Origin of the sequence: Mycobacterium sp. NPDC006124 (genome assembly GCF_040614235.1) — a bacterium.
GTDB lineage: Bacteria > Actinomycetota > Actinomycetes > Mycobacteriales > Mycobacteriaceae > Mycobacterium.
The window spans coordinates 31565-56014 of the sequence record NZ_JBEXUA010000018.1 but is presented as its reverse complement, the minus strand read 5'-3'; the positions used below and the strand labels follow the sequence as shown (position 1 = coordinate 56014).

20 protein-coding genes and 3 pseudogenes are annotated in these 24450 nt (G+C 69.2%); 12 read left to right on the top strand and 11 right to left on the bottom strand.

All coding sequences use genetic code 11. The features are described from left to right. The first annotated feature begins 88 nt into the window (after positions 1 to 88). Complete coding sequence (locus ABZ195_RS25725; protein WP_355222721.1) at positions 89 to 529, top strand: Rieske (2Fe-2S) protein; 441 nt, start codon at positions 89 to 91, stop codon at positions 527 to 529. Between the two features lie 5 nt (positions 530 to 534). Here ABZ195_RS25725 and ABZ195_RS25720 read toward each other — a convergent pair whose 3' ends face one another. Continuing rightward, complete coding sequence (locus ABZ195_RS25720) at positions 535 to 1122, bottom strand: M15 family metallopeptidase (RefSeq protein WP_355222720.1); 588 nt, start codon at positions 1120 to 1122, stop codon at positions 535 to 537. 64 nt (positions 1123 to 1186) lie between these two features. Here ABZ195_RS25720 and ABZ195_RS25715 point away from each other — a divergent pair, with 64 nt between their 5' ends. The 4 genes and pseudogenes from ABZ195_RS25715 to ABZ195_RS25700 all read left to right on the top strand — a co-directional run bounded on the left by ABZ195_RS25715 (position 1187) and on the right by ABZ195_RS25700 (position 4361). Then, a complete protein-coding gene (locus ABZ195_RS25715) occupies positions 1187 to 2323 on the top strand; it encodes a nucleotide pyrophosphatase/phosphodiesterase family protein (RefSeq protein ID WP_355222719.1) in 1137 nt (378 codons plus the stop codon). Between the two features lie 10 nt (positions 2324 to 2333). Further along, on the top strand, positions 2334 to 3080 hold the full coding sequence (gene yaaA, locus ABZ195_RS25710) for a peroxide stress protein YaaA (RefSeq protein WP_355222718.1): 747 nt from the start codon (positions 2334 to 2336) through the stop codon (positions 3078 to 3080). A 41-nt stretch (positions 3081 to 3121) separates the two neighbouring features. Then, on the top strand, positions 3122 to 3754 hold the full coding sequence (locus ABZ195_RS25705) for a hypothetical protein (RefSeq protein ID WP_355222717.1): 633 nt from the start codon (positions 3122 to 3124) through the stop codon (positions 3752 to 3754). Between the two features lie 40 nt (positions 3755 to 3794). Further along, positions 3795 to 4361: pseudogene (locus ABZ195_RS25700) on the top strand (dihydrofolate reductase family protein). Positions 4362 to 4386: 25 nt separating this feature from the next. On the opposite strand, the gene ABZ195_RS25695 reads toward ABZ195_RS25700, so the two are convergent. Then, complete coding sequence (locus ABZ195_RS25695) at positions 4387 to 4794, bottom strand: VOC family protein (RefSeq protein ID WP_355222716.1); 408 nt, start codon at positions 4792 to 4794, stop codon at positions 4387 to 4389. A 208-nt stretch (positions 4795 to 5002) separates the two neighbouring features. Between ABZ195_RS25695 and ABZ195_RS25690 the strand changes: the two genes are divergently transcribed. Further along, on the top strand, positions 5003 to 5995 hold the full coding sequence (locus tag ABZ195_RS25690; RefSeq protein WP_355222715.1) for a TerC family protein: 993 nt from the start codon (positions 5003 to 5005) through the stop codon (positions 5993 to 5995). 44 nt (positions 5996 to 6039) lie between these two features. Further along, complete coding sequence (locus tag ABZ195_RS25685) at positions 6040 to 7500, top strand: amidase (RefSeq protein WP_355222714.1); 1461 nt, start codon at positions 6040 to 6042, stop codon at positions 7498 to 7500. Here the strand turns inward: ABZ195_RS25685 and ABZ195_RS25680 are convergent. Then, entirely contained in the window at positions 7497 to 9074 is a 1578-nt protein-coding gene (locus tag ABZ195_RS25680; protein WP_355222713.1) for an ATP-binding protein, read from the bottom strand. The genes ABZ195_RS25685 and ABZ195_RS25680 overlap by 4 nt on opposite strands. 105 nt (positions 9075 to 9179) lie before the next feature. Between ABZ195_RS25680 and ABZ195_RS25675 the strand changes: the two genes are divergently transcribed. Beyond that, complete coding sequence (locus ABZ195_RS25675; RefSeq protein ID WP_355222712.1) at positions 9180 to 9533, top strand: response regulator; 354 nt, start codon at positions 9180 to 9182, stop codon at positions 9531 to 9533. A gap of 7 nt (positions 9534 to 9540) precedes the next feature. Here the strand turns inward: ABZ195_RS25675 and ABZ195_RS25670 are convergent, their stop codons facing one another. Beyond that, positions 9541 to 10194 (bottom strand): response regulator transcription factor, encoded by a 654-nt coding sequence (locus ABZ195_RS25670; RefSeq protein WP_355222711.1) that lies wholly within the window; start codon positions 10192 to 10194, stop codon positions 9541 to 9543. A gap of 85 nt (positions 10195 to 10279) precedes the next feature. Between ABZ195_RS25670 and ABZ195_RS25665 the strand changes: the two genes are divergently transcribed. Beyond that, complete coding sequence (locus tag ABZ195_RS25665) at positions 10280 to 11197, top strand: alpha/beta hydrolase (RefSeq protein WP_355222710.1); 918 nt, start codon at positions 10280 to 10282, stop codon at positions 11195 to 11197. A gap of 8 nt (positions 11198 to 11205) precedes the next feature. On the opposite strand, the gene ABZ195_RS25660 is transcribed toward ABZ195_RS25665, so the two are convergent. The 4 genes from ABZ195_RS25660 to ABZ195_RS25645 all read right to left on the bottom strand — a co-directional run bounded on the left by ABZ195_RS25660 (position 11206) and on the right by ABZ195_RS25645 (position 17304). Further along, positions 11206 to 12441, bottom strand: coding sequence for an alpha/beta fold hydrolase (locus ABZ195_RS25660; protein ID WP_355222709.1), 1236 nt, complete (start codon positions 12439 to 12441; stop codon positions 11206 to 11208). 148 nt (positions 12442 to 12589) lie between these two features. Further along, positions 12590 to 15043 carry an FAD-dependent oxidoreductase gene (locus tag ABZ195_RS25655; RefSeq protein ID WP_355222763.1) on the bottom strand — a complete coding sequence of 818 codons (2454 nt, stop codon included), beginning with the start codon at positions 15041 to 15043 and terminating at the stop codon, positions 12590 to 12592. Positions 15044 to 15057: 14 nt separating this feature from the next. Next, positions 15058 to 16002, bottom strand: a complete 945-nt coding sequence (locus ABZ195_RS25650) for a phosphotransferase (RefSeq protein ID WP_355222708.1) — start codon at positions 16000 to 16002, stop codon at positions 15058 to 15060. 6 nt (positions 16003 to 16008) lie between these two features. Further along, entirely contained in the window at positions 16009 to 17304 is a 1296-nt protein-coding gene (locus ABZ195_RS25645) for a competence/damage-inducible protein A (RefSeq protein WP_355222707.1), read from the bottom strand. Between the two features lie 122 nt (positions 17305 to 17426). Here ABZ195_RS25645 and ABZ195_RS25640 point away from each other — a divergent pair. Further along, positions 17427 to 18029: pseudogene (locus ABZ195_RS25640) on the top strand (VTT domain-containing protein); the annotation flags it as partial. Between the two features lie 70 nt (positions 18030 to 18099). Here ABZ195_RS25640 and ABZ195_RS25635 read toward each other — a convergent pair. Further along, positions 18100 to 18324, bottom strand: coding sequence for a hypothetical protein (locus ABZ195_RS25635; protein WP_355222762.1), 225 nt, complete (start codon positions 18322 to 18324; stop codon positions 18100 to 18102). Positions 18325 to 18353: 29 nt separating this feature from the next. Here ABZ195_RS25635 and ABZ195_RS25630 point away from each other — a divergent pair. Continuing rightward, positions 18354 to 19352, top strand: a pseudogene (locus ABZ195_RS25630) (glycosyltransferase family 87 protein); the annotation flags it as partial. 290 nt (positions 19353 to 19642) lie between these two features. On the opposite strand, the gene ABZ195_RS25625 reads toward ABZ195_RS25630, so the two are convergent. Further along, entirely contained in the window at positions 19643 to 22432 is a 2790-nt protein-coding gene (locus tag ABZ195_RS25625) for a sugar-binding domain-containing protein (RefSeq protein ID WP_355222706.1), read from the bottom strand. A gap of 95 nt (positions 22433 to 22527) precedes the next feature. Then, entirely contained in the window at positions 22528 to 23271 is a 744-nt protein-coding gene (locus ABZ195_RS25620; RefSeq protein WP_355222705.1) for a glucose 1-dehydrogenase, read from the bottom strand. A gap of 98 nt (positions 23272 to 23369) precedes the next feature. On the opposite strand from ABZ195_RS25620, the gene ABZ195_RS25615 reads away from it, so the two are divergent. After that, positions 23370 to 24446, top strand: coding sequence for a diacylglycerol kinase (locus tag ABZ195_RS25615; RefSeq protein WP_355222704.1), 1077 nt, complete (start codon positions 23370 to 23372; stop codon positions 24444 to 24446). Positions 24447 to 24450 lie beyond the last annotated feature (4 nt).

The window sequence follows — 24450 nt, the reverse complement described above, 5'->3', positions numbered from 1 at the left end:
GTCGGTTGTCAGGTTGGGGGGCCACAATTCGTGGAGGACCCCGCGCAGCCCCGCGGGGTCCCACATCACCCTGGAGGATCGCCTCGTCATGTTCGAACACATTCGTCCCCCGCGCCGCACGGTCATCGTCGGCGCCGGCCTCGGCGCGCTCGCCACGGCCGTCGCGGCCTGCAGTTCCGACGGCGAGACCGCTACTGCGGAGTCGACGTCGTCGGCCGAGAAGTCGTCGTCCTCGGCTGCCGCCGCCCCGGGCGCCGCGTTGACCAAGACGGCGGACGTGCCGGTCGGCTCTGGTGTCATCGTCGACGACGTGGTGATCACCCAACCCACGACCGGGGTCTTCAAGGGCTTCTCGACGGTGTGCCCGCACGCCGGATGCAACGTCAACAAGATCACCGACGGCAAGATCATCTGCCCGTGTCACAACAGCGAATTCAACCTCGACGGCACCGTGGCCCAGGGCCCGGCGAAGAAGCCGCTGGAGTCCAAGGCCGTGACCGTGCAGGGCGAGTCGATCGTCGCCGGCTGAGCCAGCTAACCGGCGGCGTTGGGTCGCAGCGGCGGGCAGTTGCCTGCCGCGTCGACGGCGAGCTCGAAGTGCCAGATCTCGTTGGCGTAGATCTGGCACAAGCCGAACCGCGAGCCGTTGGCGATCATCCACTGATCGGCGACCACCGGCCCGACGTCGACCGCCTTGCCGACGACGTGCATCGACTTCTCCGGTGACGCCACGAACTGCGCCGCCAGGTCGGCGTTGCCGTAGGTGGTCACGGCCTGGTCGAACAACCTCTGCTGAAACCCCTTGGAGCGCCAGCCAGAGGTGAGTTTCACGTCGACGCCCTCGGCGGCCGCCGCGGTGGTGGCGTCCTGAACCGCGGCGAGCAGCGCCGGCTCCAGGAAGCCGACTGCCGGATTCTTCACGTCGAACGGCGAGATCAGCTGACCGTCGGGAATCGATCCCCCCGTGGTGTCCTCGGCGGCCGTGCCGATCGACAACGGTTCGACCGCGACGGCAGGTCCGGGCGGCGGTGCGGTGGTCTGTGGCGAGGGCGTGCCGCAACTCACCAGCAGCGCGCTCAACCCCAGGGCAGTCGCCACCGATCCGCTCACCCCCCTCACCATGGGGTGAGCGTATTCGCCGCCGGCATCGACCCTTGCCTCGGAGCCTGTGGCAGGCTCCAGAGCGATGGAGCTGCCATGCCCGGACCCCGACCTGCCCCACCTCGCCGACGTCGTCCCGTCGGTGCTCGCGGCGCTGGGCGGGTCCGAATTCGAGCGCCGGATCCCCCTGCCAGACGGGCTGGCCGGTGCCTGCGTGTTGCTGGTCGACGGGCTCGGCGCCGACCTGCTGCACGCCCACGCCGGGGACGCCCCGGTGCTGGCCGGACTTCGGGGGCAGTCGCTGAGCGTGGGCTTCCCGTCGACGACGGCCGCGGGGCTGGCCGCCGTCGGCACCGGATGCCGTAGCGGTGAGCACGGGATGGTCGGGTATTCCTTCCGGCTGGGCGACGCCGGGGTGGTCAACGCCCTGCAGTGGCGCGGCCACCCAGGTGGCGAGGATGTTCGCGAGGCCCAGCCGCCCGAGCGGGTGCAGCCCCTGCCGACCACCTTCGAGAGGGCGGCGGCCGCCGGGTTCGCCGTGACCGTGGCGTCCAACGCGCAGTTCGCGGGCACCGGGCTGACCCGCGCGGTGTTGCGGGGCGGCCGCTACGTCGGCGTGTACGGCCTCGGTGACCTCGCCGCGACGGTTCGGGGTTCACTGACGAGCGGCGGCTTCTGCTACGGCTACCACGGCGACCTCGACCTCATAGGTCATCTGTACGGCCCGGGTTCGGAGGCGTGGCGACTGCAGTTGCGTCAGGTCGACCGGCTTGTCGAGTCGGTCGTCGAGGGTTTGGCGCCGGGAACCGTGCTGGCCGTCGTGGCCGACCACGGCATGGTCGCCGTCGGCGACGGCGATCGAGTCGACGTGGACGCGACGCCGGCACTGCTCGACGGCGTCGACGCCATCGGGGGCGAGGCACGCGCCCGGCACGTGTACGCCGTCGAGGGCGCGGGCGACGCCGTCCTCGCGGCGTGGCGGGAGACGCTGGGCGAGCGGGCCTGGGTGGCCTCGCGCGAGGAGGCGATCGCCGCGGGCTGGTTCGGCGAGCGCGTCGCCGACCGCGTCCGTGAGCGCATCGGCGACGTGGTGGCCGCCGGCCGCGACAGCGCGGTGATGGTGCGGCGCACCGCCGAGCCGGTCGAATCGGGGCTGATTGGACATCACGGGTCGTTGACCACCGCCGAACAGCGCGTCCCGCTGCTGTTGGCCTACGGCTAGTCTCGTCGCCGTGATCGTGCTGCTGCCGCCCTCGGAGACCAAGCGGGACGGCGGCGACGGTCCACCGCTGCACTTGGAATCGCTGAGCTGTCCCGCGTTGGGCGAGCTGCGCGCAGCGCTGGTCGGCGAACTCGTCGACCTGTCCGCCGACCGGCCGGCAGCCCGTCGCGCACTCGGCATCTCCGCGTCGCAGGACGCCGAGATCGACCGCAACGCCGCTCTGCGCACCGCACCGACGATGCCCGCCGTCGAGCGGTACACCGGGGTGCTCTACGACGCCCTCGACGTCGAATCCCTCAGCGGCGCAGCCGCTTCCCGTGCGCGCGCCCGGCTCGCCGTGGGCTCGGCGCTCTTCGGACTGCTCCGGGCCGACGACGCCGTCCCCGCCTACCGGCTCTCGGCGGGTTCCAAACTGCCCGGCGGTGCGACGCTGGCGTCGCGATGGAAGCCCGTGCTGGAGCCGGTGCTGGCGCGGCTCGCCGCCGACGAGTTGATCGTCGACCTGAGATCGGGGTCCTACGCCGCCTTGGGCAGGGTGCCCGGTGCGGTCGACGTCGACGTGGTGGCCGAGCACGCCGACGGTCGGCGCACCGTCGTCAGCCACTTCAACAAGGCGCACAAGGGCCGGCTGGCGCGAGTACTGGCGTCGAGCCGGGCCGAGCCGGGCGACGCGGCAGCGGTGGCGACCCTCGCGCGTCGCGCAGGCATGCGCGTGGAACGCACGGGCGGCGACCTGGTCGTGGTCGTACCCGCCTGACGTCACATGACCGCAATCGCGCGCGGGCTTATGGTTGCCAGATGAGCATGCGGATGCCGGCGCTCACCGTCGCGTTCGGGACGATCCTGACGTGCGCCCTCGTCCCGCAGGCATTTGCGGCAGCGCAGGCGGTGGCACGGCTGACCGCGGTGAGAGAGTCCGGCGTCGGCGACGTCGTCGCCCCGGCGGGCACGCTCGCGTTCAGTGCCGGGCTCCTCGCGCTGTTCCTGTCGCAGGGATTCGTCGTCTGGTTCCGCTGGGTACGTCCGAGCGCCCGCTTCGATGGATTCGGCCTGCTACGCCTGGCACAGCGCAAGGTCGACGGCCATGAGCCCTATTGGCCGGAGGACGTCCCCGAACTGCGCTCCCTCGCCGAGGACCGGATAGCGCGTTCGCGGCGCGTGTCCTGGGCCGAACGAATCGGCGCCGCGGCGGTAGTCGTGACGTTTCTGGGGATGGCGATGGCACCTCCGGTGTTCGGCGACGGTGTGGTGGCGGAGGCGGCCACGCAGGTCTTGCGGTATCTCTGCGTCGTGCTGGCGCTGGTCGGTTTGGCGGGAGTCGTGACGAGGCGGCGCACGCCAGCTGACGTCAGAGCCGAGGCCTTCCTCGAACGCGCCGCGTCGGTCCCCGACGGCGGCGCGACGCTGGGGCGAACCGAGAATGCGTCATAGGCGGCGATGAGCTTCGCCCCCGGGTGTGGTCTGATCCGACATGGGCAAACTCATCTACGGTTTCAACGTCTCGGTCGACGGATTCGTCGCCGACGCAGCCGGCAGCATCGACTGGTCCGAGCCGAGCGAGGAGCTGCATCGGTATTGGAACGACGTCGAGCGGGAGACCGCCGTGTCGTTCTACGGGCGGCGGCTCTACGACCTGATGTCGGCGTACTGGCCGACCGCGGACGAGGATCGAGACGCCTCACCGGTGACCGTGGACTTCGCTCGAATCTGGTGCGCCATGCCCAAGGTCGTGTTCTCCCACACCCTGGAATCGGTCGGCTGGAACTCCCGGCTCTAACGCGGCGATCCGGTCGAAGTGGTCAGGAGACTGAAGGCCGAGACCGACGGCAACCTGGCGGTGGCCGGCGCTACGCTGGCCGCGCCGATCGTCCGGGCCGGACTGGTCGACGAGTATCGACTCGTGGTCGCCCCGACGGCCGTGGGCGGCGGCACCCCGTTCTTCCCGACGCTGCCATCGTGGATCTCACTGCGACTGTTGGAGAACCGCGCGTTCCCGGGTGGCGTCGTCCTGCTGCGCTACGAGGCTGTTCACCGCTGACCGGGGAAACCGACCCCGGCTCGAATCACAGCGTGCCGAAGAACTCGATGGAGTTGCCGTCGGGATCGGCGACGAACATCCACCCCATCCCGGGAACGGGTTCGAACTCGGTCGGCGGCTCGACGACCTCGTAACCCGCGGCCTCGACCTTGGCGGCCAGTTCGCGCAGGTTTCGCACCCCGACCGTGAAGTACCTCAGACCGGCTTGCGCATGGCCGCCGCCCGCGGCCGGCGGCAACGGCGGTGGCGTGGTGTAGGTGACGAGCTTCACGACACTCCCGCCGAGGGTGTAGCGCCGCTGCGTGCCGTCGGCGAAGTCGATCTGACCTTGAGGCTCCAAGCCGAGGAAACCCTCGTAGAAGTCCACCATCGCTACGACGTTGGTCGTGACGAGACCGATCTCGACACCGGGGCTGAGCAAGTCCAGGATCACGAGCTCAATGTAGGGCCGGGCGAGGTCTGGCGCGGCTGATTTCCCGTCGCGGCGGTCGTCTGCCACACTTGTCGGTGAGGGGAGTATTCCTTCGCTACGGTGTCGTCATCACGTTGTCCAACGCTGGGCAGCCGGTGCCGTAGATCGCACCAGGTGTGCGGTGGCAGAGACCTCGGCCGTAGAACTACGCCCGGAGGCAGCCTCAGCCATGCAAGTTACTCAGATCGAATGGATCGTCACCCTGGGTGTGACGCTGGCGGTCCTCCTCTTCGACGTCATCTTCATCGCCCGTCGACCCCACGAACCCACGTTCAAGGAATGCGCGATCGCGCTGTCCTTCTACGTCGGTTTGGCAATCGCCTTCGGCGTGTGGGTCACCTACTTCCACGGCACGCAGTTCGGCGTCGAGTTCTTCGCCGGCTGGCTGACCGAGTACAGCCTCTCGATCGACAACCTGTTCATCTTCTTGATCATCATGGCCAGCTTCAAGGTGCCGAGGAAGTATCAGCAGGAGGCATTGCTGATCGGCATCATCCTGGCGCTGATCTTCCGCGGCATCTTCATCGCCATCGGCGCCGTCGCCATCAACCAGTTCTCCTGGATCTTCTACGTCTTCGGCGCCTTCCTGGTGTACACCGCGATCACGCTGGTCCGCGACACCGACCACGACGACGACGCCGAGAACAGTGTCGTGAGGTTCGCCCGCAAGCACCTGACGCTGACCGACAAGTGGGACGGTCTGAAGCTGTGGATCAAGGAGGACGGCAAGCGTCTGATGACGCCGATGTTCCTCGTCATCGTGGCGCTGGGAACCACCGACCTGCTGTTCGCGCTGGACTCGATACCCGCGATCTACGGGCTCACCAAGGAGCCCTACATCGTGTTCACCGCCAACGTCTTCGCCCTGATGGGTCTGCGCCAGCTGTACTTCCTGCTCGGCGACATGCTCAAGCGCCTGGTGTACCTGTCCCAGGGCCTGGCGTTCATCCTGGCCTTCATCGGCGTGAAGCTGGTGCTGCACGCCCTTCACGAGAACGAACTGCCGTTCATCAACGGCGGTGAGCACGTCCCGGTGCCGGAGATCCCCACCCTGGTCAGCCTCGGCGTCATCATCGTCACGCTCGTCGTCACCACCGCCGCGAGCCTGTACAAGACCCGCGTCGTCGACAAGAAGCCCGAGGCGGTCGACGAGACCACCTAGCGCCGACTTGCCGAAAGCGATGCCAGGCTTCAGGATCCGACCCAATGGATACTCAACGGGCTCGTGACCTGGCATCGCTGGACGCACTCGGGCAGGGGGAACTGCTCGCCTCCGGTGAGCTGACCGCCGCCGAACTCCTCGAGGCCGCCGTCATCCGCCTCGAGCTGGCCCGCGGGCTCAACGCCGTGGTCACCGATCTCCTCGAGCACGGGCGACGGCGAGCCTCTGCCCTCGACGAATCCGGCGCCCTGCGCACGGGGGAACTCGGCCCGCTGGCCGGCGTGCCCTTCCTGCTCAAGGATCTCGGGGCGTCCCTCGCCGGGGCGCCCGAGGTGATGGGTTCGCGCGCGCTGCGCGGCTACGTCCCGACCGAGTCGTCCTGGGTCGTCGAGCGGTATCTGGACGCCGGTCTGGTCGTGTTCGGCAAGACGAATACGCCCGAGTGGGGCAATCACTGCACCACCGAGCCGTACGTCTTCGGCCCCACGGTCAACCCGTGGTCACCGGACGTCACCCCCGGCGGGTCTAGCGGAGGGTCGGCGGCCGCGGTGGCGGCCGGGGTGGTCCCCGCGGCATCCGGCGGTGACGGCACCGGCTCCATCCGGGTGCCCGCGTCGTGCTGCGGGCTGGTGGGGCTCAAGCCGCGGCGGGGTCGCAGCTCGTTCGCCCCCGACGGCGGGCAGGGCCTGGAGGGTCTGGTCAACGGGCACGCCCTCACGCGGACCGTGCGGGACAGCGCGGCACTGCTGGACGTCATCGCCGGGTCCGCGATCGGTGACCCGTACACCGTGCCGCGGCCGGACACCTCCTTCCTGACGGCGATCACGCGGCCGCCGACCGGCATTCGAGTGCTCACCACCACCGAATCCCCATTCCCCGGGCCGCCGACCGATCCGCAGGTGGTGGCCGCCGTCGAGTCGGTGGCCAACGTCCTGGCCGACCTCGGCCACCACGTGGACGCGGGCTCGCCGACGTTCGACCCCGACGCGGTCGCCGACGCGATCGCCGTCCTGCACACCGTCAGCAACGCGCAACTGCACGCCTTCGGCAAGCAGGTCCTGGGCCGCGAACCCACCGACGACGACTTCGAACCCAGCAGCTGGGTGATGATGCGCGAGGGTTTCACCACCACCGGCGTTGCCTACGCCGAGGCAATCGGGGCGGTGCACGCCCAGACCCGCCGCTTCGCCGCCGGGATGACCGCCCACGACGTGCTTCTGGTGCCGACGCTGCTGACGACCCCGCCGCCGTACGGGTTGCTGAACCAGCCGCGCGGGACCACCAGGGCGTTCTTCGACGTCGAGTTCGCCACCACGGGCTGGACGACGATGGCCAACGTCACCGGCTGGGCTGCCGTGTCGCTTCCCCTCGGGGTCACGACCACGGGCCTGCCCGTCGGAGTGCAGTTGATGGCACCCGACGAGACGGTCCTGCTGCAGTTGGCGGCGCAACTCGAGACGGCCATGCCGTGGGCCGACCGGCGCCCCGCAGGCTGGATCGGTTAGCTCGCCGCGGCGCGCTCGGGTGCGCGGTCCGCTTCGTCGACCGCCACCGGAATGGTCGCGGTCAGCGTCGTGCCCTCACCCGGCGGGCTGACGACCTCCAAGTGGCCCGACACCGCCTCGACCCGGTCCCGCAGACCGATGATGCCCGAGCCGCCGCCGGCGGTCGCTCCCCCGATGCCGTCGTCGGCGACCTCGATGCGAAGCGCGTCCTCGACCAACCCGACCTCGATGCTGATGCCAGAGGCCTTGGCGTGCTTGGCGGCGTTGGTCATGGCCTCGGCGACGACGTAATACGCCGCCACCTCGACGGGTTCGGGGAATCGGCGGTCGAGATCCACTTTCACGCTGGCCGGCACCACCGAGCGGCGGCCCAGCGCCCGCAGCGCCGGACCCAGCCCACCCTTCGAGAGGATTGCCGGGTGGATGCCGCGGGAGAGCTCCTGGAGGTTGGTGTACAGATCGGCCAACCCGTTGATCACGTTGTCGAGCTGATTGCGGACGGTGACGTCCTCGGGTGACACGGAGGCCTCGATGGTCCGCAAGCCGAGGCCCAGGGCCACGATCCGCTGCTGGGCGCCGTCGTGGAGGTCGCGCTCGAAGCGCCGCCTGGCCTGATCGGCGGCGGCCACGATGCGCGCTCGCGACGCCCTGAGCTCGGCCTTGGTCTCGGCATTGGAGATGGCGGTGGCAACCAGGTCGGCGAAGTCGCAGATGCGCTCCTCGGTCCCGTCGGGCATCGGGCCGGGCTGTCGTGAACCGACCACCAGAGCACCCCGGGCTTCGCCGTCCACGGTCACCGGTGACCCGGCCCCAGCATGCTGACCCAACCCGTGCATGCGGCCGGCGATCTCGCCGTCTAGTGCCGCATAGTCGTCGATGCGAGCCGTACCGCCGGTGCTGCGGATCCGGCTGGTGATGCTGTCGCCGTCGACGCGCAACCGCTCCCCCACCCGAAGGGTCTCCCGGCCCGGCCGGTCACGGGCAGCCAGCACCGTGCAGAAGCCGTCGTCGTCGAACCGGACGAGGGTCACGTGGTCGACGTCGAGGCCCCGCGCCAGCTCGGTGACCGACACCGGATACACGACCTCCGGCTCGGCACCGCGGGCCACCAGCGTCGCCACCCGTCGCAGCGCGGCCTGCTGCATGGCCAGCGCGGCGGCCTCGCGGCGACGCTGTTCGGCCTCGAGGGCGCGCAGCCGCGCCTGACCGGCGAGGACGTTGGTCAGCAACGCCACCGGCAGGAACACAGACAGCGCCGCGGTCACCCCGTCGAGATGGAAGGACAGGTACACCAGCGCGCTGGCCACCGACGTGGTGATGGCCAGCCCGAAGCCCCACCCCGCGGACACGACCAGCACGCCGAGCAAGAAGATCGCGCCGAACGCGTTCTCGGGAGCCACCCTGGTCAGATAGAGCACCACCAGCGTCTCGGCGACGAGGAATCCGACCGCGACGACGACTCCCCATCCCAGTGGCCGCGCGGTGGGGCGCACGAACGCCGCCAGCAGGCGGTGGCGCAGAGCGCCGAACCAGCCGTCGCCGTCGTGCTCGGCAGTCGTCGCGCGCTCGGTCATCGCACCGGATCGTAGTGCCTTCACAGGTAACTTTCCGGCTAGCAGCAATGCCCGACGGGCGAGCGCCTGCCAAGCTCGTCGCATGATGTTCTCCAGGGGTGCGCAATGCGCTGTTTGATCGTCGACGACAGCGCCGACTTCCGCGACGCCGCCACCGACATGCTCGAACGGGCGGGCATCGACGTCGTCGGTGTGGCACGTACGGGCGAGGAGGCGCTGGCCCGATACGCCGACCTGCATCCCGACGTCACCCTCGTCGACGTCGAACTGGGCGGGGAGAGCGGTTTCGACGTCGTCGAGCGGCTTCACGACGCCGACGTACCGGCGCCGTCGGTCATCCTCATCTCGACGCACTCCGAGCAGGACTACGCCGAGATGATCGCCGAGAGTTCGGCGTTGGGCTTCCTGGCCAAGTTCGCGCTGTCACCGACCGCGATTCGCCGCATGGTCGGGCGCTGACTCGCCCTCACAGCGAGTCGAGGTACATGATCACCGCCCGCACCCGGCGGTGCTCGTCGTGAGTCTCGGGCAAGTTCAGCTTGGTCAGGATGCTGCGCACGTGCTTCTCGACGGTGCCCTCGGTCACCCAGATGCGCCCGGCGATGCCCGAATTGGACAGTCCCTCGGCCATCAGCGTCAGGACCTCGCGCTCGCGGGTGCTCAGTGCCTGCAGCGGATCGTCACGACGGCGGGCGGTGACCAGTTCCTGCACCAGCGCGGGGTCGATGACCGACGCGCCGGCGGCGATGCGGCCCGCGGTCTCGACGAAGTCGTCGACGTTGGTGATGCGGCTCTTGAGTAGGTATCCGACGGAGTGGCCACCGGCCAGCAGTTCCATCGCATGCTCGACGTCGACGTGCGCCGAGAGCACCAGAATCGCGATGTCGGGCCACTGCTCTCGGATCGACTTGGCGGCGTCGAGGCCCTCGGTGTCGTGCGACGGTGGCATCCGGATGTCGGTCAGCACCAACCCCGGCTGACGGTCGGCGACCATGTCGAGCAACTCCACGGCGTTGCCGGCCTGACCGACCACCTCGAACCCCGACCGGGTCAACAAACTGGCCAAGCCCTCCCGCAGGAGGACGTCGTCGTCGGCGACCACCACGCGCACGGCATTCATCGTCGACGATTGTCGCACTCCACGTGCTGACGTGCAGCGAGCGCACAGGATTCTTGCCACGACACCCGCATGCGACACTTCGGGGATGGTTCCGCCCATCGCCCGACCCCGACTGGAGGGCAACGTCGCCGTCGGGGACGACCGCCAGATCGGTTTCGCCGAGTTCGGTGATCCGCTGGGTCGCGCCGTGTTCTGGTTGCACGGCACCCCCGGCGCGCGCCGCCAGATCCCGGTCGAGGCCAGGGAGTACGCCGAACGGCACCGCATCCGGCTGATCGGCGTGGACCGACCCGGCATCGGTTCGTCGACGCCGCACCAGTACGACGACGTGCTGGCCTTCGCCGACGACCTTCGGACCATCGCCGACGTGCTGGGCATCGACAAGATGGCGATCATCGGGCTCTCCGGTGGCGGTCCGTACACCCTGGCGTGCGCGGCGGCGATGCCCGAGCGCGTGGTGGCGGTGGGCGTGCTCGGCGGCGTCGCGCCGACCGTCGGTCCCGACCGCATCGGCGGCGGTGCGATGGCACTGGGCTCGGCAATGGCGCCGCTCATGCCGTTCATCGGACTGCCGCTGCGGTTGGCGGCCGTCAGCATCCTCAGGTTGGCCAAACCCTTTGCCGACCGCGGCATCGACGCCTACGGGCGGTTGTCACCGGTCGGCGACCGACAGCTGCTGGCCCGGCCGGAGTTCAAGGCGATGTTCCTCGACGACCTGCTCAACGGGAGCCGCAAGCAGATGGCGGCGCCGTTCGCCGACGTCGTCGTCTTCGCGCGGGACTGGGGCTTTCGTCTCGACGAGGTCAAGGTGCCGGTGCGATGGTGGCACGGCGACAAGGACCACATCATCCCGTTCGGTCACGGCGAGCACGTGGTGGCGCTGTTGCCCGACGCCGAGCTGTACACGCTGTCCGGGGAGAGCCATCTCGCCGGCCTCGGATACGCCGAGGAGATCCTGGGCCGCCTGACGGGGCTGTGGGACGACCTCGACGCAACCCCCTGACGCGAGCCTTACTGCGAGGGCGGCGCGGTCGACCCTTGGGCGCGGCCCAGGATGCGGTCCACCCAGTCGAAGGCGTAGCCCTCGAACAGGGTGCTCCCGAGGCCCTCGCAGTGCCCGCCCCCACCCTCGGCTTCGCTGAAGGTCGTCAGGCGTCGCTCGCACGTCAGCTTGTCGAACAGCAGCTCACCCTGGGCCGCGAAGTCTCCCTCACCCTCGGTGAGCAGCGTCGGGCACTTGATGTCGGCGGCGACGTCCTCCAGCGTGAAGGTCAGCTGCTTGCGCAGGAAGTCCCCCACCGTCGCGGTCCCCATCGCCGCCATCCTCGAGCCGTACCACTCCACGTTGCGCGGACCGTCGACCGCCTTGTCGAGTTCGGCGTCCAGTTCGGCGTCTCGAGCCAGCAGGCGCGTCAGGAAGTCGTCGGCGTCCTCGAAACCCAGGGAGCCGGCGAAGGCGCCGATGCGGGACGCGAAGTCGTACTGCCCTGGGTCGGCCACCAGGGCGGCCACCCTCGACTCGAACGCCGTTGCACGCGGGCCGAGGTACCCGCCGAACGAGCGGCCCATGACGATGACCGCGTGCGGGTGCACGCCGTCCTGCCGCAGCACCCAGTCGAACGCCTCCGCGAACGGCACCTCGAAGTCGGGCCGGAAGGTGCGCCGGTGCTCGTAGAGGGTTCCGCCCTGCCCTGGGCCCTCGAAGACGAAGAAGTTGTATCCGCGCGGCAGCGCCATGTAGCCGGTGGAGACGTATCCCGATTCGGCGGTCGAGTCGTATCCGCACGGCGCGAGGATCGTCGGCCGGGGGGTGTCGGCGTCGGCGGGACGAAACAGGTACCCGGTCATCGACACGCCGTCGTACGGAATCTCGACGGTGGTGACGTGGCAGTCCAGCAGCGGCACCGCCGAGCGGAACGTCTCGCGGTGCTGGCGCCAGGCCCGTTGCAGTCGTTCGTCGTCGAGGTCGTGCCGGATGAAGAAGAACGCCTGGCGCCAGTATTCCGACGCCCGCAGGAACGCCTTGCGGGCCGTCACGACGTGGCCACCCCGCAGCGCGTCCTCGGCCAGTTCTTGAGCGACCTGGGCCGTGGCCGACCACTCCGAGAACCACGAGTCGTAGTCGCCGTCGACCACCCGGGCGGCCGTCGTCATGACCTCCCCGAGGTCTGCGGCGTTGGCCGAGACGGCGATCATCGTCCGCCCGAGTTGAGCGTCCATCTCCGTGTCGTCGAGCAGTATCTTCACGAGCCGTTCGTTCCCATCTGAGGACTTACTTCACGGGACTTGGTTCTTGGGTACCCACCTCGGGGTCGTCCCAGTGGCGGTCTGCGGGGTCCGCCCTTGCACCGGCGACGAGCCTAGCGCCGACGACGGCGTGGACGCCGCTCATCGGTCACCGGATCCTCGTGTTGGCCGGATCGTAGAGGGCCTTCAACGACACCGTCACCGGGTGCCGGACCCCACCGACGTTGACCTCGAAGTCGCCGTCGGCGACCCACCCGGCGTCCACCGCCGCGCCGTCTGCGGACCGCACGTAGGCCAGACCGACGCACGCGCCGCTCGTCTCCGCCCACGCCGCGGACGTCACCTGGCCGGCGACCTCGCCGTGGCGCAGGATCAGCTCACCGCCCCACAGCATGGCCTCGGGCGCGTCGACCCGGAAGCCGACCACGCGGCGGTGCAGCCCGTCGGTCCGGGCCCGTGCCACGGCCTTCTCGACCGCCGCCCGTCCCAGGAAGTCGACGTCGGTGGCGAGCTTGCAGGCGAACAGCAGCCCGGCTTCGACCGGGGTGTCGTTGGGAGTCAGTTCGCGACCGAAGGCGCGATAACCCTTCTCCAGCCTCAGCGATTCGATCGCGTAATAGCCGCCGCGCACCACTCCGAGATCGGCTCCGGCGACCATCAGGTCCTCGTACACGCCGACCGCGAACTCGGTGGGCACGTACAACTCCCAGCCGAGCTCACCCACATAGGTGATGCGCGTCGCGCGAACTTCTGCGTAGCCCAGCCCAATTCGCTGGCTGGTGCCGAACGGGAAGGCGTCGTCGCCCAGATCGGCGTCGGTGAGCGCGGCGAGCAGATCCCGCGACCGCGGGCCCATCACTCCGAACACCGCCAGGGACGACGTGACGTCGACCAGCCGGGCCTGCGTGCCGGCGGGCAGGTTGCGAGCGATGTGGTCCTTGTCCCGCTCGGTCGTCGCGGCGCTGCTGACCACCAGGAATTCGTCGGCGGCGGTGCGGGTGACGGTCACGTCGGATTCGTAACAGCCGCGTTCGTCGAGCATCCCGGTGTAGACGCACGACCCCACGTCGACGGCGACGTCGGCGGTGCACAGCCACTGCAGCGCCGCTTCGGCGTCCGGTCCGGTCAGCAGGTACTTCGAGAACGACGTCTGGTCGAACACGGCGACCGCGGTGCGGGTGGCGACCTGCTCGGCGGCGGAGTATGGCAGCCAGTTCTGCTTGCCCCAGGAGTACTCGATGGTCGGTTCGACCCCGGGAGGCGCGAAGAAGTTGGCTCTCTCCCAACCCATTCGGCTGCCGAAGTTGGCGTTTGCGGCGACCAGCAGGTGGTGCACCGGGGAGCGACGGAACGGCCGCGCCGTCGTCATCTCCCGGTTGGGCCAAGGGATCTCGTAGTGCAAGCCCAGCACCTCGGAGACCCGGTCGTGCAGCCACCGGGTGTTGCCGTTGAACGGCGCGAAGCGGCGCACGTCCACGCTGGTGAGGTCAGTCGTCGGTGAACCGTTGCAGATCCACTCGGCCAGTGCGCGTCCCGCGCCACCGGCCGAGGCGATGCCGACGGAGTTGAAGCCGGCGGCGACGAAGAAGTTCGCGACCTCGGGCGCCTCACCGAGGATGAACTGGTTGTCGGGGGTGAAGCTCTCCGGACCGTTGTACAGCTTCTTCAGCCCGGTCTCCTCGAGCACGGGGATGCGCAGCAGCGCGTTGTCCATCAGGATCTGAAAGTGGTCCCAATCCTCCTCGAGCAGTTGAAATTCGAAGGGGTACGGGATCGCGTCGGGGCTGACCCACGGCTTGGCCTCCGGCTCGAACCCGCCGATGACGAGGCCGCCGACCTCCTCCTTGAAGTAGGTGTAGCCGTCGGGATCCCGCAGGATCGGCATGTCGGGGTGCACACCCACGATCGGCTCGGTGACGACGTAGAAGTGCTCGGCCGAGTGCAACGGCACGTTGACCCCGGCCAGCGAGCCCACCTGCTTGGCCCACTGTCCGGCGCAGTTGACGACGATCTCGGCCTCGACGTCACCGCGGTCGGTTCGCACCCCGGTGACCCGGCCGCGGTCGAGGTTCACGCCGACGACCCTGGTGCGCTCCATGATTCGGGCACCTCGTTGGCGCGCCCCCTTGGCCAGCGCCTGCGTCAGATCCGACGGGTTGGCCTTGCCGTCGGCAGGCAGCCAGATGGCACCGACCAGGTCGTCGATGCGGATGACCGGGTAGTGCTCGAGGGCCTGCAGGGGAGTCAGCAGTTCGCACTCGAGGTCGAACGCCGCGGCGTTGGCGGCCGTCCGCCGCAATTGGATCATCCGGTCCTCGGTGCGCGCGACGGTCACTCCGCCACACTGCTTGTAGCCCGCGGTCAGTCCCGTCTCGGCTTCGAGTTCCTGATACAGCTCGGTGGAGTACTGCACCAGTCGCGTGCCGCTCTCCGAGGCCCGCAACTGCCCCACCAGACCGGCGGCGTGCCACGTGGTGCCCGACGACAGCTGCCCCTGCTCGAGCAGCAGCACGTCGCTGATGCCGAGCTTGGTGAGGTGATAGGCCACGCTCGTGCCGATCACGCCGCCGCCGACGATGACGACTCGCGCCCGGTCGGGCATGCTGCTGACGCTGGTCACATCGTCTCTCCCATGTCTCGTCCCGCCGCAGCGGCGTCGTCGAGCAGGCGGGCGAAGTCGCGGCCCCTGAACTCCTCGACGGCGTTCTCGTAGCGTTCCATCGCCCACTCCCAGAAGTCGAAGTCCATTGCGCTGCTGCCGTCTTGGATGCAGCCCCACAACGTCCAGCCGTACTGGGAGACGGTGCCCTGCAGCCGCGCCCTGGCCACCTCGGGGCCGGTGGTCCGCCCGTAGTACGCGGTGACCAATGCCTCGAGCTGGTCGAGGGACAACCCGTTGTCGCGCCAGATGTTGCCCAGCTCGAAACACGGGTCGTTGTTGCCGGAGTACTCGTAGTCGATCAGCCAGATCTTCCCGCCGTCGTCGACGAAGTTGGCCGCCAGCAGATCGTTGTTGCACGGCACCGTGACCGGGTGAGGACGGTTCAGAACCTTGCGGATGGCCGCGAACTGGTCGGCGAACTCGAGATAGCCGTCCGGCAGCCGGAATCCGTGCGTTTCGACGATTCGCAGGTATGCCGCCTGGCGAGCGAACATGTCGAAGTCGTTGCGGAACCGGGGCCCGTCGTGCAGCGTCCGGCAGGCCACGGCGGCCCTGGCGATCACGTCGTCGCGCGCGAAGTCCGCCGCGGTCAGAGTGACACCGTCGAGATAACCGATCAGCAGGATGCCGAGGTCCGGACGGTAGTCGACGACGGGTGCGCCCACCCCGGCCTGCTCGGCGGCGCAGGAGTTGAAGTACTCGTCGTCGCGGTCGATGGCCAGCAACTCCGGGTCACTGCCCGAGCACCGCGCCACGTACACCCCGTCGGCGGTGGTGACCTTGACGTTGCGGTTGGTGAGCCCGCCGACCAGATCCTCCACGACGCGCTCGCGCCCGGCGAGCACCGGCAGTCGATCGAGACGATCGTGAAGCTCGGAGTCGCTGAGCGAGAAGGACATCGGCACTCAGTCGGTGTCGCCGGGTGCGGTGAGGATGCTTCGCAGCATGTGCATCGCCACGGTGGTCGACCGTTCGCGGACGTCGGATCGGTCGCCGGGCAGCCGCAGGGTCCGGGTCAGCGTCGGCCCCTCGGCCAGCCGCACGCTGAAGCACACGGTGCCGACCGGCTTCTCGGCACTTCCCCCGCCGGGGCCGGCAATGCCGGTGATCGCGACCGCGGTGTCGGCGCCGAAGCGGGTCAGGGCGCCCGCGGCCATCGCCTCGGCCACGGGTTCGGATACCGCGCCGTGGGCCGCCAGCAGGTCGGCGTCCACCCCGAGCAGGTCCATCTTGGCCTGATTCGAGTAGCTGACCACCCCACCCGCCACGTAGTCCGACGAGCCGGCCCGGTCGGTGAGTCGCGCGGCAACCATTCCCGCCGTGCAGGATTCGGCCGTCGCGATCGTCCGGCCCGCCAGCAGCGTGGCGATCTGATCGTCGACCAGCGCGCCGTCGGTGGAGAACAACTGCTCGCCGTGCCGGTCGGTCAACAGCGCCAGCAGGTCGGCGTACACCGGGGCGGCATCGGGTTCGTACCGGGTGACGATCTCGAGCTCGCCGCGTCGCAGACAGGTGGTGATCTCGAGCCGGTCGAAGTCGGCGATCGAGGCCTCACCGTCGCGCAGGGTCTCGGCCAGGGCGGACTCTGGCAGTCCGAACATGCGAATCGTCGCCTGGGTGAACTCGGTGCGGCCCGCCAGCGCCTGCGCAACGGCGTCGGTGCCAATCGCCTTGTCCCACATGGGTTGCAACTCGCGCGGCGGTCCGGGCAACACCACCACCGCCGGCTGACCCGCCGCACCCGGCACGACGACGCCCGGCGCCGTGCCCACCGGACCCAGGATCTCGGATCCCACGGGCACCATCGCCTGCTTGCGGTTGGCCGCCATCACGGCCTCGAAGTCGGCGCCGGCCCAGGACTGCGAACGGCTCATCATCTTCTTCAGGATGTCGGCGATGGTCGCCTCGAGCGCCGCGTCCACGACCAGCTCGCGGCCGCAGAACTTCGCGACCGTGGCCACCGTCATGTCGTCTGCGGTGGGGCCGAGCCCACCGCTGGTCACGATGAGGTCGACGCCCTCGCCGGCGAGGAAGCGCAATTGGGCCTCGATGTCGGCCGGCCGGTCGCCGCAGATCGTGACGTGCGCCAACTCGACGCCCAACTCGAGCAGCCGGTCGGCGAGCCAGGGTCCGTTGCGGTCCTGGACGCGGCCGGTGAGGACTTCGGTTCCGGTGACGACGATTCCCGCGCGAGCGCTCACGTAGTAAGACATTACGACCCCCGGCGGTCGGGTGTCGTTGGCCGGGCGGCAATGTCCGGCGGCTACCGTCGGCACCCGTGACGACCTCCGTGGTCAGCGCCCTGCCCGCCATCCTCGATCCGATGTACTGGCTGGGTCACGACGGCCTGTTCGGCTCGGCGGTGCTGCCGGGGGTGATGCTGATCGTCTTCGTCGAGACGGGGCTGCTGTGCCCCTTCCTGCCCGGGGACACGCTGCTGTTCACCTCGGGTCTGCTGGCGGCCCAGGCCGACGCACCGGTCGACGTGTGGACGCTGGCGCCCTGCGCCGCGCTGGCAGCCGTGGCGGGCGGACAGGTCGGGTATCTCATCGGGTGGCGGCTCGGTCCGGCGATCTTCGCCAAGGAGGACGCCCGAATCTTCAAGAAGCACTACCTGACGTCGTCGCAGAGGTTCTTCTCCCGGCACGGGCGCAAGGCCATCGTGATCGGGCACTTCGTCGGCGTGGTGCGCACGTTCATGCCCGTCATCGCCGGAGCCTCGGCGATGCGCTACCGCGTGTTCCTGGTCTACGACGTGCTCGGTGCGGTGCTGTGGGGCGTCGGTCTCACCGTGGTGGGCTTTCACCTGGGGAGCGTGCCGTTCGTCGACGACCACCTCGAGCTTATGGTGGTGGTGATCGCAGGACTGTCCACCCTGCCGGTCGCCGCGTCGGCGGTGCAGGCCTACCTGGCCCGGCGCGGGGCGCCGGCACAGGCCTTCCGTGCCCGGCGCGGGGCGCCGGCACAGGCCTTCCGTGCCCGGCGCGGGGCGCCGGTCAGCGGGCCAGCCAGCCCTTCACCGTGTTCAGATCCCGCGAGTACGTCTCCAGGTTGTCCTCCTGGAACCGCGACCCCCCGCTGATGGCGTCGTCGCCTCGCCAGATGACGCGTACGCGAGTCTCGCCGCGGAGGTAGATGTCCACGCGGCCGTCGATGCGGCGGGTCCAGCCCGCGGCGGCGGTGGTGTCTGCGAGTTCTGACCGGAGGTCCTTCGTGGTCATCGCCATCTCCTCAGCCACGTCCTCTTCGGATGAGCTCATGGGGACATCCTTGCGGTAGCCGTTGCGTCCCGTGCGGGCACCCCGGCTTTCGGGAACCGACTCTCAGGAACCGTCCAGCGGGTCTCGGTAGCTTCGCCAGGATGTCGATCAAGCCGAACGCGTGGATGCGCGTCTACGGGCCGGTCGTCCTCCTCGTAGCGCTCGTCGCGTACGTCGGGATGTACCTGCGGTGGACGAGCCTCGCCACCCAGGTCGACCTGCTCGTCTACCGGTTCGGTGCGCGACGGGTGCTCGCGGGTGCGGACTTGTACTCGATCGGGTTGACCGGCAACCCGCGGACGCTGCTGTTCGACTACACCCCCTTCGCGGCACTGTGCGCGGTGCCGCTGACCCTGGTCACCTCGGCGACCGCGCAGGTGATCGGGCTCGTCGGGAATGCCGCGCTGCTGGTCTTCGTGGTCCGACGCTCGCTGGTGCGGCTCGGGGTCGGCACCGCGGCCGGGCTGTGGGGTCTCGGCGCGCTGTTGACCGGGTTGCTCTGCTGGCTCGATCCCGTGCGGTTGTCGCTGCAGCTCGGACAGGTGAATCTGCTGATCCTGGCGGTCGTGGTCGCCGACCTGCTCGGCCCGGACACGCGCCGGTGGGCCGGTGTGGGCATCGGTCTGGTCGCCGGAGTCAAGCTCACCCCGGCCCTGTTCGTCGTCTACCTGGTGTTCACCGGTCGGCGGCGGGCAGCGGTGACGGCGACGGCGACGTTCCTCGCGACGGTCGTCGTCGGGTTCCTCGTGCTGCCCCGCGACTCCACGTACTTCTGGCTCCGCGGGGGTTTCGACGACGTCGCGCGGATCACCAGCGACCCCGTCGCCAACACCAGCCTCAAGGGCCTGTTCATCCGGCTGCACCTCGGCGGCGCGCCGATGGTCGGCACGACGGGGGCGTTGGCGCTCGCCGCGTTGGCGGTCGCCGTGTTGGCGTGGCGTCGAGGTCACTCGGTGCTCGGGGTGGCGGTCGCCGGGATGGCCTCGGCGGCGCTGTCGCCGTTCAGTTGGAGCCACCACTGGGTGTGGGTGGTACCACTGGCGATTCACCTCGGTCACCGCGCCTACGTGGTGGGCAGCCGAGCGGCGCTGGTGTCGACGTGGTCGTCGTGGGTCGTGTTCGCCGGCTGGGTCACGTCGGCCCCGGGGGACACTCCGGAGACGGGCCTGTTGTCGCTGCGGCCGGGCGGGCGGTGGGACGTCGTCCTTCCGGCGGCCTACCTGGCGCTCTTCGCCGTCGTACTGGCCGTCACGGCGTGGTGGTTGCGCACGCCGTCGGCTCAGGAGACCGGCACCACCACCGGGGCGGTGTCGTACCCGGTGACGCGCACCCAGTCGGCGGGCGCCGAGCCGGCCGGCAGCGTCGCGCGGACGTCCACGGTCTCGCCCGGAAACACGGTCACGTAGTTGTCGTCGTAGGTGATGGGGAGCACCTCGTCGCCGTCGCGGGTCGCCGTCACCTCGGCCCGTTCGAAGAAGGCCACCTGCTTGGTGGGGTTGCGCAGCGAGATCACCACCCCGGCCCCGGACCGTCTCGCCGTCACCGCCAGGGGCACCTTCGCCAGATAGTTCAGCGGGGTCATGTCGGCCCACGTGTCCTGGTGCAGCTCGAATGCGAAGTCCCCGTCGGGGTTGCCGACGTCGTCGTTGACCTGCGACTGCCAGTACACGTTCTCGTCGACGACCTTGCCCGCGGCGTCGAGCACCTCGCAGCGGACGAAGAAGACCCGGGAGTCGCGCGCCTCCCGCGGCAGGGTGAGCGCCCGTGCGGTCCCACCGGAACCCACGGTCAGGGTGGGGCTGGTCTGGTCGTCGCGGACCCTGCCCTGCAGGTCGTAGACGCGCACGCGCACGCGGAGGTCCTTCGCCTCGTTCGGCGTCTGGTTGACCAGGGTGACGTTGGCCTGGCTGCGGTCACCGGTCGCATACGAGTCGAACACCGCCGAGATCGGCCGCAGGCCCTGCTTGGCGCCGTAGTAGGCCCCGCCGGGGCGCAGGTAGTAGTCGAAGAGATTGCCGAAGAACGAGGGCCAGTGGTTGTTGAGCATCCAGTAGATGGTCATCTTGTGCCCGGCCCAGCCGAGGGCGGCGTAGGACTCGAACTGCGCCCGGGTGGACTCGTAGTGCGCGAGTTGGGCCTTGCGGGCGAACTCGTAGGCGCTGCCCGAGGCGCCGTAGCGCCGGTTGACGGCCAGCTGGGTGCTGGTCAATGCGGTGTTGTCGGGGTTGGAACCGGCGTGGAAGTACCAGTAGTCGTTGATGGGCCACAGCTTGTCGGGCGGAATGAACTCCTGCAGGCTCGCGAACGGCGGAATGTGTTCGTTGTCGCCTTGTTCGGCCGACGCGCCGCGGGCCGCGCGGTACTTGCCGCTGAACCAGTACGACGGCGGTCGCCACGTGTAGGGCCCGGCCATTTGGATGCCGTCCCACAGTCGCTTGCCCGTGGCGTCGGTGACGTAGGACGACACGGTGTCTACGACGGCGTTCTGCCAGTGCAGGTCTCGCAGGATCTGGTGGTAGTCCTCGCGCACCCGGTCCGGCGGCCGTCCGTCGCTGGCATTGGCCCACACGAAGGCCGAGGCGTGCGAGCGGAGCATGGTGATCTGCGAGCGCAGGCTGTCGCGGGCGACGCGGTTGTCCTCGTCGTCCCACTGGGGCCACTTCTCCCACTGGTTGCAGCACATCCAGCCGACCATCAGCGGGATGCCCAACTCGTCGGCCTTCTCGGCGAAGCCCTCGTCGGGGATCTTCGACTCCAGCCGCAGCATGTTCAGGCCGAGGTCGCGGACGTAGGACAGGATGGCGTCCTCGCGGGCGGGGTCGTAGGCGTAGAGCAGGTCCGGGGTGTAGGTCGCGCCGCGGACCAGGAAGTCGCGCCCGTTGACCTGCAGGTAGAAGTTGCCGCCGCTGCCCAGTTCGGGGAAGCGGTCGTCGTCGTCGCGGAACTGGGTGACGCTGCGCACGCCGAAGCGCTGACGGGTGTCGTCGACCGCGCTGCCGAATTGGCGGAACTCGAGGTGCAGGTCGTACAGCTTGGGCGTACCCATCGTGTACGGCCACCAGAGCTCCGGCTGCGAGACGGTGAGTTGGCCGAAGTCGTCGGCGGTGAAGTCGACGTCACGGCGTTCGCCGGGACCCAGGCTGACCGCCTTCTCCACCTCGACGTCGGGCTTTCCGGTACGGCTGATGGTGGCCCGCAGCACGCCCCGGATGCGGTCGGTGGAGAAGTTGCGCAGGTTCGTGAAGATCGACAACCGGGCGCTGTCGGTATTCGGCAGGGGCAGATCGGTGTTCACCGTGGCCGCGGCGATCGCCACCGCGCCGGACATCCGCAGTGTCACAGGTTTCCAGACGCCGGCGTTGCGGTCGGCGACGAAGGAGTTTCCGTTGCCGGGATTCTTGCCGGGTCCCTGGTAGCCCAGGTAGTTCCAGTTGATCCAGTCGAACCAGCTGTCGGCGAGCTCGACCCCGTCGACGTCCTGTAGGGACCGCTCCGGGGTCACCTTGACCGCAAGCGTGTTGGGCTGCCCGGGCCGGATCCACCGGCTGACGTCGAGCTCGTGGTCGACGTACATGCCGACGATCTGCCGGTCGTCGGCGACGAGTTGGCCGTTGAGCCAGATCTCGGCGCGGTAGTTGATGCCGGGAAAGTCGAGTTGGTAGGTGCGGTGCCCGGCCTCGGCGTCGAAGGTGGTGCGGTACCACCAATCCTGCTTCCACAGGTCCTGAGGCACCTCGTCGAGGAGGTTCTTGCCGTAGTAGAGGTTCGGGTAGGTGCCGTCGGCCTGCAGGGCCTGCAGGACGGTGGCGGGCATCCGCCGGACGTCGTGCCACCCCTTCGGTGGTGGGCGGTAATCCGCGCGCGAGATCGTCGCACCGTCGTCGGCGACCTCGCGCGCCGAGGCCAGCTGCCAGCCGTCCGAGAGTGCGATGTCCTTGGCGGGCGGTTCGGGCCTGGCGAAGCGGGGAACGTCCCCGACGCTCAGGACGAGCACGACGAGCAGAACCACGAAGCCCAGGACGGCGGTGCGGCGCATCTTGGGCGCGATGGGGCTACTCCGTCCTGGCATGGGGGTACGTCAGATGACGTGGGGGTCCCTCATTGTGCCTGGCGCCCGCCGACGGGGCAGAGCGCGTCGCCGATGCGCAGATCAGACGGCTCGGGCTAGAACAGGTCCTTGTGCGGGACGTCGGTCACCAGGCCGCCGTCGACGACGAACTCCGATCCGGTGGCGAACGACGACTCGTCGCTGGCGAGGAACACCACGAAGGTGGCCACCTCGTCGGACTCGCCGGGCCGGCCGAGCGGGGCGGTCACCATGTCGTCCGGGAAGTGCTTGGTCATCGGGGTCCGGATGAAGCCCGGGTGCAGCGAGTTGATCCGAATGTTGAACTTGCCCAGCTCGATCGCCGCGGACTTGGCCAGGCCGCGCACGGCCCACTTGGTCGCCACGTAGGGGTGCACCATCGGCGCGCCGCGCAGACCCTCGATCGAGGACACGTTGATGATGGAGCCGCCGCCGGCCGCCTTCATGGCCTCGACGGAGGCCTGCATGCCGAGGAACGTGCCGGTGAGGTTGACGTCGATGACCTTCTGCCACTTGGCCATGTCGAAGCTGCCGATCTTGCCCAGCGCCACGATGCCGGCGTTGTTGACCAGGACGTTGAGCTTGCCGAATTCGGAGACCGCGGTGTTGACGGCGGCCCCCCACTGGTCGGCCTCGGTGACGTCGAGGTGCACGTAGCGCGCGGAGTCGCCGATCTCCTCGGCGAGCGCCTTGCCCTCCTCGTCGAGGATGTCACCAATGATCACTTTTGCGCCCTCGGCTACCAGCATCCGGGCGTGCGCCGCACCCATCCCCCGCGCCCCGCCGCTGATCAGTGCAACTTTTTCGTCCACGCGTCCCATGACGGGTCAGGCTACCGCATCCCCATTTCGAACTAGAACTTGTTCCAATTCCGGCGCCGGAACCGCATACTGCTGGGCATCCGTTCGAAGGAGGACCCATGGCGATCCGCGTCGCACTCATCGGCACCGGCAACTGCGGCAGCCTCGCCCTGCGGCAGCTGATCACCGACCCGCGCTTCGAACTGACGGGCGTGTGGGTGTCCTCGGCGGCCAAGGTCGGCAAGGACGCCGGCGAGCTCGCAGGCCTCGACGCGACGACGGGCATCCTGGCCGTCGACGACCTGGAGTCGATCGTGGCTGCCGCACCGGATTGCGCCGTCTACTGCGCGATGGGCGACGTTCGCCTGAAGGAGGCGATGGCCGACGTCCGGCTGTTGCTCGGTGCGGGCATCGACGTGGTGGGCTCGGCACCCGGGGTGTTGCAGTATCCCTGGCAGGTGGTACCGGACAAGTTCATCGAGCGCGTGGAAGATGCTGCTCGACAAGGCAATTCGAGTGTCTTCATCACCGGCGTCGACCCCGGCTTCGCCACCGACCTGCTGCCGTTCGCGTTGGCGAGCACATGCCAGAGCATTCAGCAGGTGCGCACGATGGAGATTGCCGACTACTCCACCTACGACGGCGTCACGGTGATGTTCGACGTGATGGGCTTCGGCAACCCGATCGGCGAATTCCCCATGCTGTTTCAGCCCGGAGTGCTGAGCATCGCCTGGGGCACGGCGATTCGCCAGCTCGCCGCCGGATTGGGCGTCGAGGTCGACGAGATCAGGGATTCGGTCGAGCAGGAACCGGCCCCCGAGGACCTCGAGGTCGCCGCCGGGCGCATCGCGAAGGGCACGGTGGCCGCGCTGCGCTTCCAGATCGAGGGAATGGTCGGCGGCAAGCCCGTCATCGTCGTGGAGCACGTCACCCGGCTGCGGGCCAACCTGCGCCCAGACTGGGCCCAGCCGGCGCATCCGGGTGGCTCCTACCGCATCGAAATCACCGGGGAGCCCTCGTACTTCGCCGACGTGGTGCCGACCAGTGCACACGGCGGCGCGCCTTACGCGGCCATCCTCGCGGCCGCAGCCCGCATCGTGAACTCGATTCCGGACGTGATCGCGGCAGCGCCTGGCATTCGCACGACCCTCGACCTTCCGATGCCGACGGGCAGAGGCGTGGTCATCTTGGACTGAGTGT

Bases quoted from the DNA above. Each gene is read 5' to 3' on its own strand.
- ABZ195_RS25670 (WP_355222711.1), bottom strand. From the start codon at position 10,194: ATGAATGCCGTGCGCGTGGTGGTCGCCGACGACGACGTCCTCCTGCGG.
- ABZ195_RS25690 (WP_355222715.1), top strand. From the start codon at position 5,003: ATGCAAGTTACTCAGATCGAATGGATCGTCACCCTGGGTGTGACGCTG.
- ABZ195_RS25655 (WP_355222763.1), bottom strand. From the start codon at position 15,043: ATGCCCGACCGGGCGCGAGTCGTCATCGTCGGCGGCGGCGTGATCGGC.
- ABZ195_RS25665 (WP_355222710.1), top strand. From the start codon at position 10,280: ATGGTTCCGCCCATCGCCCGACCCCGACTGGAGGGCAACGTCGCCGTC.
- ABZ195_RS25615 (WP_355222704.1), top strand. From the start codon at position 23,370: ATGGCGATCCGCGTCGCACTCATCGGCACCGGCAACTGCGGCAGCCTC.
- ABZ195_RS25685 (WP_355222714.1), top strand. From the start codon at position 6,040: ATGGATACTCAACGGGCTCGTGACCTGGCATCGCTGGACGCACTCGGG.
- ABZ195_RS25635 (WP_355222762.1), bottom strand. From the start codon at position 18,324: ATGACCACGAAGGACCTCCGGTCAGAACTCGCAGACACCACCGCCGCC.
- ABZ195_RS25720 (WP_355222720.1), bottom strand. From the start codon at position 1,122: ATGGTGAGGGGGGTGAGCGGATCGGTGGCGACTGCCCTGGGGTTGAGC.
- ABZ195_RS25680 (WP_355222713.1), bottom strand. From the start codon at position 9,074: ATGACCGAGCGCGCGACGACTGCCGAGCACGACGGCGACGGCTGGTTC.
- ABZ195_RS25715 (WP_355222719.1), top strand. From the start codon at position 1,187: ATGGAGCTGCCATGCCCGGACCCCGACCTGCCCCACCTCGCCGACGTC.
- ABZ195_RS25705 (WP_355222717.1), top strand. From the start codon at position 3,122: ATGAGCATGCGGATGCCGGCGCTCACCGTCGCGTTCGGGACGATCCTG.
- ABZ195_RS25650 (WP_355222708.1), bottom strand. From the start codon at position 16,002: ATGTCCTTCTCGCTCAGCGACTCCGAGCTTCACGATCGTCTCGATCGA.
- ABZ195_RS25675 (WP_355222712.1), top strand. From the start codon at position 9,180: ATGCGCTGTTTGATCGTCGACGACAGCGCCGACTTCCGCGACGCCGCC.
- ABZ195_RS25725 (WP_355222721.1), top strand. From the start codon at position 89: ATGTTCGAACACATTCGTCCCCCGCGCCGCACGGTCATCGTCGGCGCC.
- ABZ195_RS25620 (WP_355222705.1), bottom strand. From the start codon at position 23,271: ATGGGACGCGTGGACGAAAAAGTTGCACTGATCAGCGGCGGGGCGCGG.
- ABZ195_RS25625 (WP_355222706.1), bottom strand. From the start codon at position 22,432: ATGCCAGGACGGAGTAGCCCCATCGCGCCCAAGATGCGCCGCACCGCC.